Source organism: Allobosea sp. AK1 (genome assembly GCF_006714945.1).
Taxonomy (GTDB): Bacteria; Pseudomonadota; Alphaproteobacteria; order Rhizobiales; family Beijerinckiaceae; genus Allobosea; species Allobosea robiniae.
In genome coordinates, this window is record NZ_VFMG01000001.1 from 1,290,887 (window position 1) to 1,304,511 (window position 13,625).

The 13,625-nt window shown below is 67.1% G+C and carries 16 protein-coding genes; 6 read left to right on the forward strand and 10 right to left on the reverse strand.

Features of this window, described 5'->3' with window-relative positions:
- Positions 1-18: 18 nt before the first annotated feature.
- From FHT98_RS06585 to FHT98_RS06595, 3 genes are read left to right on the forward strand one after another with little or no spacing between them, the layout of a single operon-like run.
- Complete coding sequence (locus FHT98_RS06585; protein WP_142113201.1) at positions 19-615, forward strand: hypothetical protein; 597 nt, start codon at positions 19-21, stop codon at positions 613-615.
- Positions 612-1,172, forward strand: a complete 561-nt coding sequence (locus FHT98_RS06590; RefSeq protein WP_142113203.1) for a hypothetical protein — start codon at positions 612-614, stop codon at positions 1,170-1,172. Before FHT98_RS06585 ends, FHT98_RS06590 begins: the two co-directional genes overlap by 4 nt.
- On the forward strand, positions 1,169-1,744 hold the full coding sequence (locus FHT98_RS06595; protein WP_113584888.1) for a hypothetical protein: 576 nt from the start codon (positions 1,169-1,171) through the stop codon (positions 1,742-1,744). Before FHT98_RS06590 ends, FHT98_RS06595 begins: the two co-directional genes overlap by 4 nt.
- Here the strand turns inward: FHT98_RS06595 and FHT98_RS06600 are convergent.
- From FHT98_RS06600 to FHT98_RS06640, 9 genes are all read right to left on the reverse strand, one after another.
- On the reverse strand, positions 1,692-2,990 hold the full coding sequence (locus FHT98_RS06600; protein ID WP_142113206.1) for a hypothetical protein: 1,299 nt from the start codon (positions 2,988-2,990) through the stop codon (positions 1,692-1,694). The genes FHT98_RS06595 and FHT98_RS06600 overlap by 53 nt on opposite strands.
- Before the next feature lie 86 nt (positions 2,991-3,076).
- Positions 3,077-4,363 (reverse strand): TRAP transporter large permease, encoded by a 1,287-nt coding sequence (locus FHT98_RS06605; protein WP_142113208.1) that lies wholly within the window; start codon positions 4,361-4,363, stop codon positions 3,077-3,079.
- Positions 4,360-4,872 (reverse strand): TRAP transporter small permease, encoded by a 513-nt coding sequence (locus FHT98_RS06610; RefSeq protein ID WP_248309159.1) that lies wholly within the window; start codon positions 4,870-4,872, stop codon positions 4,360-4,362. The genes FHT98_RS06605 and FHT98_RS06610 overlap by 4 nt, the downstream gene beginning before the upstream one ends.
- A gap of 165 nt (positions 4,873-5,037) precedes the next feature.
- The gene (locus FHT98_RS06615) at positions 5,038-6,030 is read right to left on the reverse strand and encodes a sialic acid TRAP transporter substrate-binding protein SiaP (protein WP_142113210.1); all 993 of its coding nucleotides are present in this window, start codon (positions 6,028-6,030) and stop codon (positions 5,038-5,040) included.
- Positions 6,031-6,102: 72 nt separating this feature from the next.
- Positions 6,103-6,798, reverse strand: coding sequence for a GntR family transcriptional regulator (locus tag FHT98_RS06620; protein WP_061970005.1), 696 nt, complete (start codon positions 6,796-6,798; stop codon positions 6,103-6,105).
- 5 nt (positions 6,799-6,803) lie between these two features.
- Positions 6,804-7,700, reverse strand: a complete 897-nt coding sequence (locus tag FHT98_RS06625) for a dihydrodipicolinate synthase family protein (protein ID WP_142113213.1) — start codon at positions 7,698-7,700, stop codon at positions 6,804-6,806.
- A gap of 84 nt (positions 7,701-7,784) precedes the next feature.
- Complete coding sequence (locus FHT98_RS06630; RefSeq protein WP_082617579.1) at positions 7,785-8,603, reverse strand: carbohydrate ABC transporter permease; 819 nt, start codon at positions 8,601-8,603, stop codon at positions 7,785-7,787.
- Complete coding sequence (locus tag FHT98_RS06635; protein ID WP_061970010.1) at positions 8,603-9,532, reverse strand: carbohydrate ABC transporter permease; 930 nt, start codon at positions 9,530-9,532, stop codon at positions 8,603-8,605. Before FHT98_RS06635 ends, FHT98_RS06630 begins: the two co-directional genes overlap by 1 nt.
- Before the next feature lie 131 nt (positions 9,533-9,663).
- Complete coding sequence (locus tag FHT98_RS06640) at positions 9,664-11,001, reverse strand: ABC transporter substrate-binding protein (protein ID WP_091856971.1); 1,338 nt, start codon at positions 10,999-11,001, stop codon at positions 9,664-9,666.
- Between the two features lie 201 nt (positions 11,002-11,202).
- Here FHT98_RS06640 and FHT98_RS06645 point away from each other — a divergent pair, with 201 nt between their 5' ends.
- Entirely contained in the window at positions 11,203-12,063 is an 861-nt protein-coding gene (locus tag FHT98_RS06645) for an amidohydrolase family protein (protein ID WP_142113215.1), read from the forward strand.
- Positions 12,057-12,512 carry an RbsD/FucU family protein gene (locus FHT98_RS06650; protein ID WP_142113217.1) on the forward strand — a complete coding sequence of 152 codons (456 nt, stop codon included), beginning with the start codon at positions 12,057-12,059 and terminating at the stop codon, positions 12,510-12,512. The genes FHT98_RS06645 and FHT98_RS06650 overlap by 7 nt, the downstream gene beginning before the upstream one ends.
- Position 12,513: 1 nt before the next feature.
- Here FHT98_RS06650 and FHT98_RS06655 read toward each other — a convergent pair whose 3' ends face one another.
- The gene (locus tag FHT98_RS06655; protein ID WP_061970017.1) at positions 12,514-12,774 is read right to left on the reverse strand and encodes a hypothetical protein; all 261 of its coding nucleotides are present in this window, start codon (positions 12,772-12,774) and stop codon (positions 12,514-12,516) included.
- A gap of 164 nt (positions 12,775-12,938) precedes the next feature.
- Here FHT98_RS06655 and FHT98_RS06660 point away from each other — a divergent pair, with 164 nt between their 5' ends.
- A complete protein-coding gene (locus FHT98_RS06660) occupies positions 12,939-13,190 on the forward strand; it encodes a hypothetical protein (protein WP_061970019.1) in 252 nt (83 codons plus the stop codon).
- Positions 13,191-13,625 lie beyond the last annotated feature (435 nt).

The window sequence follows — 13,625 nt, forward strand, 5'->3', positions numbered from 1 at the left end:
GAGACGAGCAACCGGCCCATGGCGACCACGGCTTTCGCAAGCCTGCGGCGATCCCTTGCATCGAAGCTGACGATCGGCATCGGCGGCTTGCTGGCGCTTGGGCTGACCACCGCCCAGACCCTGCGCGAGGCGATGCCACCCGCCAATCTTCCGGCTGCGCAGGCCGGGCAGCCCATCGAGGCCGGGCGCTGGCAACTCGTCATTCGCGAGGCCGGATTAAGTACCGCGCCGCGCCCCGATGGCTATCGCGGACGGCCCGGCACGAAGGCGCTCAGCGTTGATCTCGACCTGATGAACCGAAGTTCGGAGAGCAGCAGCGCAATTGCCCGCATCCTGAGCTTCGATCCGCCGATCGCTGGCCTTTCGCCTTTGCCGACTGCTTATCTGCTGCGCGACGGCGCCATCCTCGGCGCCCTGCAGCCTGGCCTGCCGGAGCGCATCCGCATGGTCTGGGACTTGCCGGAAGCTGCGCCGGCGCCTGAGGCCATCCGCGTCGTCGTCACCGGCGAGACCTTCAAGCCGCGCGACAATCTCCTCGCCGCGCCAGGCTGGTTCAATCGGAAACCCGTCGCCGCGATCACCTTGCCGCTGCGAACGGAAGGCGGCGGCTCATGATCCGCGCCCTCGCCCACGTCACCGCGCTCGCCGTCGCGGCGCTGCTCCTCTTCGCGCTGCAGCAGACCACGCCGGGCTATAGCGAGATCACCGGCCCGATCACGCAGCACGGCGTCGCCGGCACGACCACAAGTGCCCGCGGCTTCACCCTGCGCGTCGAAAAGGTCGTCCTGGCGGAGCGCCTGCGCTGGCAAGCCTTCGGCCGCAGCTACGACCGTGACACCGGTGGGCTCTGGGCCGTGGCCGTCGTGGAGGTCGAGGGCACCCCCGCCACCACGGCACTCAGCGGCGCAACCTGGCTGGCGGCGTCCGGCCTGCGCTTCGAGGCAAGCGAGCGGGCCGAGTCGGTCCGTGGCTTCCTGCGCGGCAGGCGCCTCGAACCCGGCCTCCCACAGCGGGGCCTGCTGATCTTCGAGATCGGCCGCGACGCGGCGCGCAATGGCGCCCTGCTCGTCTCGATGTCGCGCTGGCCGCGCCTCGACACGCAATTGCGCATCACGATCCCCGACGAGCGTATCGAGCAGGCCGAAACCCTCGACCTGGAAACGCTGACATGACGGACGCGACCGTAGCCGAACCCGCGGCGAAGCCGCCGCCGAACTGGCGCAGGCGCTGTCTCTGGGCACTGCCGATCGTCCTGCCGCTGGCCTTGTTCGTGCAGGCGCGCAAGACCGTCTCGGCCTGGGCCGGAGCCAGCGATCTCGTCGCGCAGACCTCGCCGTTCGACCGGCCCGCTCCCCTCGCCGGCGCCGAATGGCGCATCGTCAGCCTCCAGCGCATCGCCGAACGGCCGAATGGCTCTGCCGTCGCGCTGCTGCGCCTCGAGGCGAAGGTGCTGGATGCGGAGAGCGTTGCGCAGCCGCCCTGTCGCATCGCCTTGCTCGCCCCGGACGGCCGGCGCTGGCAGCCCGCCTTCCTGGCGCCGAGCGAGGCGAGGCGCGTTCTCAGCCGCGACAAGGACCAAGGCAAGACCTGCGGTCCCGCCTTCCTCGGCAAGCCGGTTGCCGGCTCGACCGTCGCGATCACCGAGAGCTTCATCCTGCCGACATCGGCCTTCGCGACGGCCGATGTCACGATCAGCCTGCCGGCGTCGCGGCCGCGCTACCTTCGCTTTGCGCGGACGAACTGAGCGCCTCGACCCGCTTTGCCGATGCCTGCTCCACCACGGCCGCGATGAGGCAGATGCGCAGCGCCTCGACCAGTATGCCACCGCGGATATCGCTGGGCCCGCCCAGGAAGAAGGCGATGATGCTGGCCAGCGCCTGCCAGGCCGGCAGCTCCTGCGGCCCGATCAGATGCGCGAGGCCGATCCAGCCCCAGGCCGCCGCCCAGCCGATGACGCGATAGAGCAGGACGAAGCCGATCAGCACCGCGAGCCCCGCCCCGAAGGCGAGGCGCACGCTGTTGGCGATCGGCAGGTAGCGCGAGCGATAGCCGGCGACGAAATGGTCGAGGAACTCGCGCAGGAATTTCGGCAACCGCCCATAGCGCGACAAAGCAGCGGCAGCCCGTTGATGACCACTCAGCGCCGCCGCATCCTTCATGTCGAAGCCGTAGATCACCGCCGCCATCAGGAGCCAGACCAGCGGCAGCAGGGCATAGGGGAAAAGCCCCTGCGCGCTGCTCTGCAAGGAAGGCGGCGCGAGATCGACCGCGACGGGCGTCGCCGCCTGCGCCTTGCCGATCAGCCCGAGAAGAAGGTCGCGCGCCCGGGTCAGATAGGGCAGCGGCCCACCTGTGCCGATCCAGGCCCAAGCCGCATTCTTCCACCCCGCGAGCGCATAGAGGCCGACGAAGATCCAGTTGGCATCGCAAAGCACGATGACGAATTGCCAGGCCGGGCGCGAGCTGCGCGTCTGCATCAATTTCGCCAGCCTGCGCACCCCGAAGGCGAGCGCGACCGCGATGCCGAGCCAGAGCGTCGCCGGAACGTCGAACAGCGACACTTTCTGGCCGAGATCGGCCATCTCCAGCGCCAGCAGCGAGTAATCCCGCACCGTGTCGCCGAGAAAACCCCAGGCCGCGTAATAGGCGAAGAAGGGAATGATCGCGATCGCGACCACGCCGAGCCAGTCCGGGTCCTTCGCCGCGATGTCGGCAGCTCCTGCGCGCGGCTTCACCGGAAACAGCGCAGCCACCGCTGGCATCGCCGGGCGCAGCGACAGGAACATGGCGACGACCGTGATGAGCCTCACCAGCACGATCGCCGAGAGCACGACGAAGCCGGCGAGCGCGTTAGCGAAGCCCGCCTTCACCGCCAGCGGCATCAGGAGGTCCGTGACGAGCGCCCCACCGGCAGCGACGCAAAGGAGCATCGGCCAGCCGAAGCGCCACAGATGGATGAATTGCCGGGTGAGGTCGCCGATCTCGCGCATCGGCGCCAGTCTAGGCGATCGCTCCCGCATGGCGAACCCGGCCCGGGCGCATTGCTGACACGCCCTGCCAGGAACAAGCCTCCCCGTCAGCGCCCCATGATCAGTTGCGGCAGCCAGGTCGTCAGCGGCGGCCAGAGCGTGATCGCGATCAGGACCGCGATCAGCGGCGCCAGCCAGGGCACGATCGCCCGCGACATCGCCTCGAAGGAGATGTTCGCCACCTTCGAGGTCACGAACAGCACCACGCCAACGGGCGGCGTGATCGTGCCGATCATCAGGTTGAGCACGAAGATCAGCCCGAACTGGATCGGATCGATGCCGAACTGTGCCGCCGCCGGCGTCAGGATCGGGATCAGGATCAGCATCGCCGCCAGCGCTTCCATGAAGCAGCCGACGAAGAGCAGCAGCAGGTTGACGATCAAGAGGTAGACGATCGGGCTGCCGGCAAGCTCGACCAGCGCCGGCCCGACCACCTGCGGAATCCGCGAGATCGACAGGCACCAGCCGAGCGCCGCCGCCGCCATCACCAGCGCCAGCACGACACCGGTGGTTTCCACCGTCTGGACGACGAGCTCCGGCAGGGTCTTCAGCGAGAAGCTGCGATAGACGAACAGGCCGAGCGCCAGCGCATAGGCGGTCGCCACCGCCGCCGCCTCGGTCGGCGTGAAGATGCCGCCCATCATGCCGCCGAACAGGATGACCGGCGTCATCAGCGCCCAATGCGCCTCCCTGTAGGCGACCCAGAGCTGGCGGAACCCGGGGAACGGATGGCGCGGCAGGTCACGCTTCCTGGCGATGTAGACGACCATCGCCATCAGCGCGCCGGCCATCAGCAGGCCGGGAATGATGCCGGCGATGAACAGCCCGCCGATCGAGACATCGGCTGTGACGCCATAGATCACCATCGGCAGCGAGGGCGGGATGATCGGCCCGATCGTCGCGGAAGCCGCCGTGATCGCGGCCGCCGTCTCGGCATCGTAGCCCTCGTCTCGCATCGCCTTGATCTCGAGCGTGCCGACGCCGCCGGCATCCGCCACGGCCGAGCCCGACATGCCCGCGAAGATCACGCTGGCGAGGATGTTGGCATGGCAGAGCCCGCCGCGCATGAAGCCGACGCAGGCCGTGGCGAAGCCGAAGATCCGGTCGGTGATCCCCGCCGAGTTCATGATGTTGCCCATCAGGATGAACAGCGGCGCCGCCAGGAGCGGGAAGGAATTGGCGGATTGCGCGATCTTCTGCGGCACGATGCCGAGCGGGAAGCCGCCGAGGAAGACGAAGGCGACGGCCGCGAGCCCCATCGAGACGAAGAGCGGCACGCCGATCATCAAGGCCAGGAACCAGACCGGCAGGATCTGCAGCATCAGCGTGGTCATAGCGCCTGCGCTCCGGGTTCCGCGACCTCGACCTTGCGCCCGGCCAGCACGTCGCCGATCTCGGCCAGCGCCTGCAGGATCAGCGCCAGCGCGGCGAAGGGCATGGCGATGTAGAGCGCCGCCGAGCTGACCGGCAGCGCGATCGATTCCACGTCCCAGGTCCGCTCGATCAGGCCCCAGGAGTAACGCAGCAGCACCGCCGCGAAGACGATCACCGAGGCTTGCGTCGCGATCTCCAGTGCCGCCTGCACCGGGCGCGGCAACCGCGTGGCGAAGACCATGATGCGGATATGCGAACGCCGCCGCGCCGCGATGATCCAGCCGACGAAGCCGGTCCAGACCAGCAGGTACTGCGCCAGCTCGTCCGACCAGGCCAGCGGCTGGTTGATCTGGCGGAAGAACACGCCGAGCACCACGACGGCGAGCAGCGTCAGCAGGAGCACGACCGCGGCCCAGTAGACCAGCCGGTCCGCCAATGCGGCGAGGGATTTCATCGGATGACCAGCCATGTCCTGATGCTCGGATGAACGGGAGGGTACTTATGTGCGGCTCGCGCCGTCATGTTCGCCCTTGTGGCGAGTATCCACGTCTCGAGCGCAACCCGTCGGGAATGAAGACGTGGATGGTCGGGACGAGCCCGACCATGACGAAGCGGTTCCGCCACGGGCAGCGCCTTACAGCGCCGCCAGCGCGTCCCAGGTGCCCTTGCCCCATTTGCTCTCGAACTGCTTGGGCAGGCTCGCCAGCACAGGCTTGGAGAAGCTTTCCAGATCGGGCTCGGTCACGGTCATGCCGCCCGCCTTCAGCGTCGCGACGAGGCTGTTTTCCTGGCTGGTCAGCTCCGCGTCCTGCCAGGCGACGCCGTCGGCGATCGCGGCTTCCACCACGGACCGGTCGGCGTCCTTCAGCCCCTTCCAGAAATCGCTGTTCACGATGACGAGCCGTGGCGTGATGATGTGTCCGGTCAGGATCAGGTGCTTCTGAACCTCCTGCAGCTTGGCGCTGTGGATCGTCGGCAGCGGGTTCTCCTGCCCGTCGACGGCGCCCTGGCTGAGCGCGAGATAGAGCTCGTTGAAATTGACCGGCGTCGCCTTGGCGCCCCAGGCTTCGACCATGGCGCGGAAGGTGTCGACCGGCGGCACGCGCAGCTTCAGTCCCGCGACATCAGCCGCGCTCTTCACCGCCTTCGATCCGGTCGTCAGGTGGCGCTTGCCGTAATAGGTCACCGCCATCATGCGCATGCCGCGCTTCTTCTCGAGCTCGGCATTCATCTGCGTGAACACCGGCGCCTTGGCGACCTTCGACATATGGGCCGCGTCGCGCCAGAGATAGGGCGCTTCCACCACCGAGAGCTGCGGCAGGAAGGAGCCCAGCGCCGCCGCGCCATCGGTCGTCATGGTCAGCGCGCCCGAGGAAACCGATTCCATCATGTCCTTGCCGGAGCCGAGCTGGCCGGCCGGGAAGGACTGGATATCGACGCGGCCCGAGGTCTTCTCCTTCACCTGCTTGGCGATGCGCTCGACCATCTGCACCTGCGGATGCGTCGCCGGCAGCATCTCGCCCCAGCGCAGCACCGTCGCCTGCGCCCTTGCGACCGCCGGCATGAACACCGTCGCGCCGACAGCGGCGGAACCCTGGAGCAAGCTGCGTTTCGTCAGTCTGGTCATCGTCGCTTCCCTCCCATGCGGCCGGTTTTCCGGCTCGTCGTCATGCTGTGCTGCGTGGTCGTCCTTAAGTCGTCAGTACTGCATCGCCCTGGCGCGAGCGTTGCCGATATGGATGCTCATTTCGTCCGATGCCCGTTCCGGGTCGCGACTCTCGATCGCGGCGATGATCTTGAGATGGTCCTGCATCACCGGCACCAGGATGTGGTTCTGGATGCGCGTCTCGTATTGGCGGATCAGCCTGATCTTGAGCCAGGTCACGCGGAAGGCCTGGCTGACGATGTCGTTGTCGAGATGATCGATGATCGCCTCGTGCATCAGGCGGTCGACATCCTCGGCATCCTCGATCAGCCGCTCGTCGCCGCCGGCTTCCGCCCGCGCGATGATCGCCTCGTGACGGGCGCGCTGCTCGGCGATCTCCTCGTCGGTCGCGTTCTGCGTGTAGAGCGCCGTCGCCTCCCTCTCCAGGAAGAGCCGGAACTGGAAGGCGTTGCGGATCAGGTTGAGATCGACATGGGCGACCTGCATGCCGCGCTGCGGCACGGTCTTGATCAGCCCTTCCGCCTCCAGTCGCGGCACCAGCTCGCGGATGGCGCCGAGCGGAAACCCCGTCATCGCCACGAGCTCGCGCTGGGTCACGAACTGGCCGGGCTTGATCTCGCGCGCCAGCAATCGCTCGGTGAAGGAGGCATAGGCGCGCTCCCTCAGCTTCAGCGGCTCGCCCTCGCGCGGTTCCTGCTCCGGCTCGCTCACGATCCCTCCTTCCGGCATTACTGTCAGGCAGCCTTGGCCTGCTTGATCGAATCGAAGGCGGCGAAGAGCCGCTTGCGGGTGCCTGCGTCCAGCGCTTCCAGCGGCGGGCGCATCGCGCCATAGCCCTCATCGCCATGGATATGGCCGACCAGCGCCTTCACCGCCGCCAGCACCGGATGCGAGCAGATCTCGTCGACCAGCGCATTCACCACCGGGCTGTCCTTGCCCTCATAGACCATCGGGCGCAGCAGGCCGGGAACCAGATTGGCGAGGCCGCAGATCGAGCCCTCGGCCCCGTTGCGCACCGCCTTGGCGAGCTGGCGTTCGTCGCCGACGAGGATCGCGAGTTCGCCATGCGCCTTCAGTAGCGCCTCGGTATTGGCGTAGCTGCCCGAGGAATCCTTGACGCCGATGACGAGGCCGGGGAACGCGGTCTTGAGCCGCTGCACCAGTCCGACGCTGATATCAACCGCCGTCACCGAGGGGATGTGATAGACCACGACATTGCGGGCGGAGGCGCCGAGCTTCTCGAAGAACTGCGAGAACCAGACATAGAGCCCCTCGTCGCTGACGCCCTTGAAGTAGAAGGGCGGCGCGACCAGCAACCCCTTCGCCCCGGCATCGAGCGCGATGCGGGCCTGCTCCACCGCCTCGTTCATTGAGGCCGCCGCTATGCCCGCATAGATCTGCCTGGCCGGGTCGATCCCCGCCCCGATCAGCGCGCCCATCATCGCGGTGCGCGCCGGCAGGCCCAGCGCCGCGCCCTCGCCCGTCGTGCCGAACAGCGTGACGGAATCGCAGCCCTCGGCCAGCACATGGCGGGCGTGATGGACGAGACGCGGGAGGTCGACGCTGCCGCCATCCCGCATCGGAGTGGTGATCGCACAGGAGAGGCCGAAGCGGGTCTTTTGGGTGGCCATTTGGGAGGGCTTTCAGGGCTGAATGTTGACTGACATGTTAGAATGAAGACAGAGCCGCCCGCAAGCGGTTCGGCGGATTTGTCTCTAGCCGTCCTTGAGGCCTCCGGCAGAGAGCCCGGCAACGATCTGGCGCTGAGCGATGACGGTGACGAGCAGCACGGGCAGCGTCACCAGCAGCGCCGCGGCAGCAAGCGGCCCCCAGGAGATCTGTTCGAAGGTCAGCGAATTGTAGACGGCCGAGGGCAGCGTCCGGCTCGCCTTGCCGCCGAGCACCACCGAGAAGATGAAGTTGTTCCAGGAGAAGATGAAGGCGAGGATGCCGCCGACGACGATGCCCGGTTTCGCCAGCGGCAATGCGACATGGCGGAAGGCCTGCCAGGTCGTGGCGCCGTCGATGCGCGAGGCGTCTTCGAGTTCCATGGGAACGTTTTCGAAATACCCGATCATGATCCAGACGATGATCGGGATGGTGATGACGAGATGGGTGATGACCAGCGCCGTAATGGAGCCCACCAATCCCGTGATCTGAAAGAGCAGGAAGAGCGGGATCAGGTAGGAAAGGGCCGGCGTCATCCGTGCGACCAGGATCAGCACCGCGAATTTATGCGCCTTGCCGCGCGCGATGCCGTAGCCGGCGGGCACGCCGACCAGCAAGCCGAGCAGCACCGCCCCGCCGGTGACCAGGATCGAATTCCAGAGATAGAGCCCGAAATTGTTCTGCGCGAAGACGTCGACATAGTTCTTCAACGTCGGCGGATCGGGAATGAAGACCGGCGGGAAGGCGGTGTTGTCGAGCTCGTTCTTCAGCGACAGCGAGATCATCCAGAGGAAGACCAGCACCGCCGGCGAGACCAGCACGAAGACCGAGGCCCAGAAGCCGAATTTCTTGAGCGCGCGGTTCATCACGCGTTCCACTTCGACTTCTGCCGGGCATAGAGCAGCAGCAGCGAGAGCATGATGATGATGACGAAGAAGATCACCACGACGGCCGAGGCGTAGCCGATCTTGTAGAACTGGAAGGCCTGCAGATAGAGGAAGATGTTCAGCGTCTCCGACGCCGTGCCCGGCCCGCCCTGCGTGATCACGAAGATCGTGTCGAAGGCCTTCAGCGCATCGATGGTGCGGATCACGATCGCCACCATGATGAAGGGCCAGACCAGCGGCAGCGTGATGTGCCGGAACATGTGCCAGTCATTGGCACCGTCGATCAGCGCCGATTCATACGGCTCGCGCGGCAGCCCGGCCAATCCGCCGAGCACGATCAGCATGACCAGCGGCGTCCAGTGCCAGACCTCGACCAGGACCAGCGTCGGAATCACCGTCGACGACTCGTAGACCCAGCCGGAAGGCCCGATGCCGACGAGCGAGAGCAGGTAGTTGAGCACGCCGAGCTGCGGGTGGAACATCATCGTCCAGACCAGCGCGACCGCGACCGGCGTCGCCATCATCGGCATGACGAAGATCGTGCGCAGCACGCCCCGCATCGGAAATTCGCGATGGAAGACCAGCGCCGCCGCCGTGCCGAAGACGATCGGCAGGACCACCGCCAGCACCGTGAAGTAGAGCGTATGCCCCATCGACTCGATGAAGCGCTGGTCCTTCATCAGCTCGGCGAAGTTGCCGAGGCCGACGAACTCCACCCCGCCGCCGATCTTCCAGTCCTGCCCGGACATGTAGAGCGTGAACAGCCAGGGGAAGACGATCACCGCCGCGATCACCAGCACCGCCGGCAGCGAGAACAGCCAGTAGCGCGGCGTGAAATCCGCCGAGGCCGCGGCCACGCTCGCTTGTGTCGTACTCGGCATGCTGGCTGGCAGGGACGTGCTGGTCATACGGTCTGCTTCACTGGAAACCAATCGTCATGCTCGCCCTTGTGGCGAGCATCCACGTCTTGAACACAGCCTGCGAAGCGGGAGCGTCATGGTCGGGACAAGCCCGACCATGACGCTCCCGCTTCGCGCCCTCAGCCCTGCTCGCTCTTGGCGAGCACCGGCGCGAAGGTTTCGGTCGCTTTCTTGAGCTCGGCCGCGACATCCGCTCCGCCGATCATGTTGGTGAGCCCCACGCCGAACACGTCGCGGAACTCGGTCACCGGCACGATCTGCGGCAGGCCGGCCCGCGCGATCTTGGCCGAGGCCAGCAGGCACTCGAAATACTGCTTGCCGAACTTGGAACTCGCGATCGTCTCGGTGTCCAGATAGGCCGAGGAGCGGCCCGGCGCGCCGGCGCCGGCCTTGAGCATGGCGATCTGGTTCTTCTTGTTGGTCATGAACTGGAGATAGAGCCAGGCCGCCTCCTTCTTCGAGGAGCCGCGCGAAATGCCCATGCCGTCGGCGAACATGCCGGCGTGATGCGCCTTAGGCCCCGGCGGCGTCACGCCGTAGCCGACCTTGCCGACAATGCGCGACTTGGACGGGTCCTCCAGCGGCGTGGCGAAGCCGATGCCGTCGAGCCACATCGCGGCGCGGCCCTGCATGAAGCTGGTCTGGCACTCGTTCCAGTTGAAGCCGACCTGCCCGACCGGGCCGGTCTCCTTGTTGAGCTTGCGATAGAGTTCCGCCGCCCAGATCGCTTCCGGCGTATCGGTGAGCAGCTTGCCCTCGGGCGAAACCGTCTCCATGCCCTGGCCGAGCATCAGCGAGGTCCAGACGGGGACGTTGGCGTTCTTGAGGCCGCGCGAGACGAAGCCGGCGACGCCCTTCGCGGGGTCATGCAGCTTCTGCGCGGCGGTGAACATCTCGTCCATCGTCTTGGGATAAGCGACCTTCTTCGCGTCGAAGAGCTCCTTGTTGTAGTAGATCATCCAGTAGTCGACGAAGAACGGGATCGTATCGAGCGCCCCGTCGGCCTGGCGCGCATAGGCGACCGGGCCGGCCCCGAAATCGGCGAAATCGAAATCCGGCGCGGTCAGCGACGCGTTCTTGATGTAGGGATCGAGGTTCTCGAACCACTTGCCCTTGGCCGCCATGCGCTTCTGCACATGCAGCGAGATGCCGCTGACGTCGAAGCTCGGCTTGCCCGAGGCGAACTCGATCACCGCCTTCTGGCGCTGCTGCTGCTCCGGCACCTGCTCGGCCGAGACCTTGATGCCGGTGAGCTCGGTGAACTCCTTCTCCGCCGCCTGCATCAGGTCGGAGCGCGGGTTCTTGACCAGCAGCACGTCGATCGTCTGGCCGGAGAACTTCTTCCAGTCGAACGCCCCTTGCGCCTGCGCCTTGCGCAGCACGAAGGGCGAGGCGATCGCGGCGGCGCCGCCGGCCAGCAGGACACGACGGGTCGGCTTGAGAAGATGGTCGGTCATCGGCGTCCTCCCCAGGACTTGAACACGGCCCGTTTCGGGCCTTTGATGGCGCGCGGATCACGAGGCGGAACGCCACCTCCCGCTTCCGCGATCGGGCTGGACGCTAATCTCCTTTCGGGCCGGTTGCAAGCTAACATGTTGGCGTGCACATAGTAGTGTCACATCTCCCCTGCCGCCGCCGAACCGCCGCGAGAGCCGCCTGTGACGAGCCCGCCCCGCATCGATTCCCACCAGCATTTCTGGCGCCTCGCCCGCGGCGACTATGGCTGGCTGACGCCGGCGCTCGGCCCCATCCATCGCGATTTCGAACCCGCCGACCTCGCCCCGCTGCTGGCGCAGCACGACATCGCATCGACCATCCTCGTCCAGGCCGCACCGACCGAGGCCGAGACGCATCACCTGCTCGCCATCGCCGCCGCCACGCCCTTTGTCGCAGGCGTCGTCGGCTGGACCGATTTCGACGCGCCCGACGCCTCTGCCCGCATCGCAGCCCTCGCCGCCGATCCGCTGCTCGTGGGATTGCGCCCCATGGCGCAGGACATCCCTGATCCCGGCTGGCTCGCGGAGCCGTCCCTCGCCCCCGCCTTCGCGGCGCTCAAGGAGCACGGCCTCGTCTTCGACGCGCTGGTGAAGCCGCCGCAGATCCCCGCACTCCTCGCGCTGCTGGAGCGCGAGACGGAATTGCCCGTCGTCATCGACCACGGCGCCAAGCCGGACCTCACCGGCGCCGACCTCTCCGCCTGGCGCGGCGGCATCGCGGCGCTGGCGGCGAGGCCGAACACCACCTGCAAACTCTCCGGCCTCGTCACCGAGACTGCACCCGGCTGGCGCGAGGCGACACTGGCGCCGGCCGTCGCCCAGCTGCTGGCCTGTTTCGGGCCGGAGCGCCTGCTCTGGGGCAGCGACTGGCCAGTCGCAACACTTGCCGCCAGCTACGACCAGTGGCTTGCCGCCACTGAGCGCCTCACCGCGACGCTCACTGAGCCCGAACGCGCCGCGATCTTCGGCGGCAACGCAGCCCGCATCTACCTGACGAAGAGGGGCCGTCGCCCGTCATGCTGAAAAATCTCGACCCCGTCCTCTCCGCCGACCTGCTCTGGGTGCTCGCCGCGATGGGCCATGGCGACGACCTCGCGCTGGTCGATGCCAACCACCCGGCGCAGACCATCGCCAGCGCCACCACCAGCGGGCGCCTGATCCGCCTGCCCGGCCTGACGATGCAGCGCGCCGCCCGCGCCATCCTCTCGGTGCTGCCGATCGACGATTTCGAGCCGGCACCGCTCCGGCGCATGGAAGTGGTCGGCGATGCCGCCGCGATCCCCGATGTCCAGCGCGCGGTCCAGTCCGAAATCGACAAGGCGCTCGGCCGCCCCGCGCCGCTCGCGGGCATCGAGCGCTTTGCCTTCTATGAAGCGGCGCGGCGGGCTTTCGCGGTGGTGCAGGTCGGCGATCCCCGTCCCTATGGCTGCTTCCTGCTGCGCAAGGGCGTCATCGCCGGCGAGCCGGGCTAGCTCACGAACCCTTGGCGACGGCCTGCTTCAGCCGCGCGACAGCCTCTGCCGCGCCAGACCGGACCGTGACCTCCAGCGTCGGCGCCTCGCGCTCGATCATCTCGATCAGCGTCTCCGGCGTGATCTCGGCCCGCTGCTGGGTCAGCTTCAGCACGGCATTGGCGATGATATTGGGCCAGTACGCCGCCCCGCCCTTGGCCAGCCCCTTGGCCTTGCGGCCCTCGAATTCCTGGGCGAGCTGTTCGGGGGTCTTCTTGGCCATGGTCTCTTCACCTGTTTCGGATCGAGCCGCTGCCTATCACGAAATGCGCAGCCCTGCCTGCCCTCTTCGACCGCACTGCCCTGCCCGCGCATCGGGCCTGCGACAATCGCATTTGCAAGCAGGCGCGACGCAAGGCAGGAGCGGCGCCCGAGGCGAAGCCTGTGATGCGGCCGCCCGTTCAGGACCAGACCATGCCCCGCCTCGCCTTACTCGCCGCTCTCGCCGGCCTTTTCCTCGCCACGCCCGCCGCCGCTCGGATCACCGACCGGGAGCAGAGCTGTGCCGACTGGCTGAAATCCGGCGCCCACCGCAAGAGCGAATACTCAGCCCCCGTCGCGAACAAGATCAGGGCCTTCTGCGCCGCCAATCCGAAGATGAAGGCGATCGACGCCGAAATGACGATGACGGGGGATTGAGCGGAAACGTTACGCTCCCGGTCATGGTCGCCCTTGTGGCGACCATCCACGTCTTCGCCGATGCAGGTCGTGTTCAAGACGTGGATGCTCGGGACAAGCCCGAGCATGACGGCCGGTTTCCGTGCATGCATCTTCGCCGCCCGCGTTGCCGCGTTCGTTGATCGATGAGGGGCAGCGGAGCGCCGCGAGGCGCAGGTTATCTAAGCCGCTTCCATTGAGCCAGGATGCGGCGCGGATGGATTGAGCCACCATCCGCACGCCCCGTGGCGCTCCGCTCGACGGCGTTCTTAAGTCTCCGGGCCGCGCTTATACGGCAGGGCGTTTCGCTGACCTGAGGGCCTCGACGCTATCCGGCAGAGACGCTTGCGCGATCTCCTTTGTCTCGTGCAGCGGATGATCCCGAAAAGGGCCAAGCCGTTTTCGGTCCGATGCCGG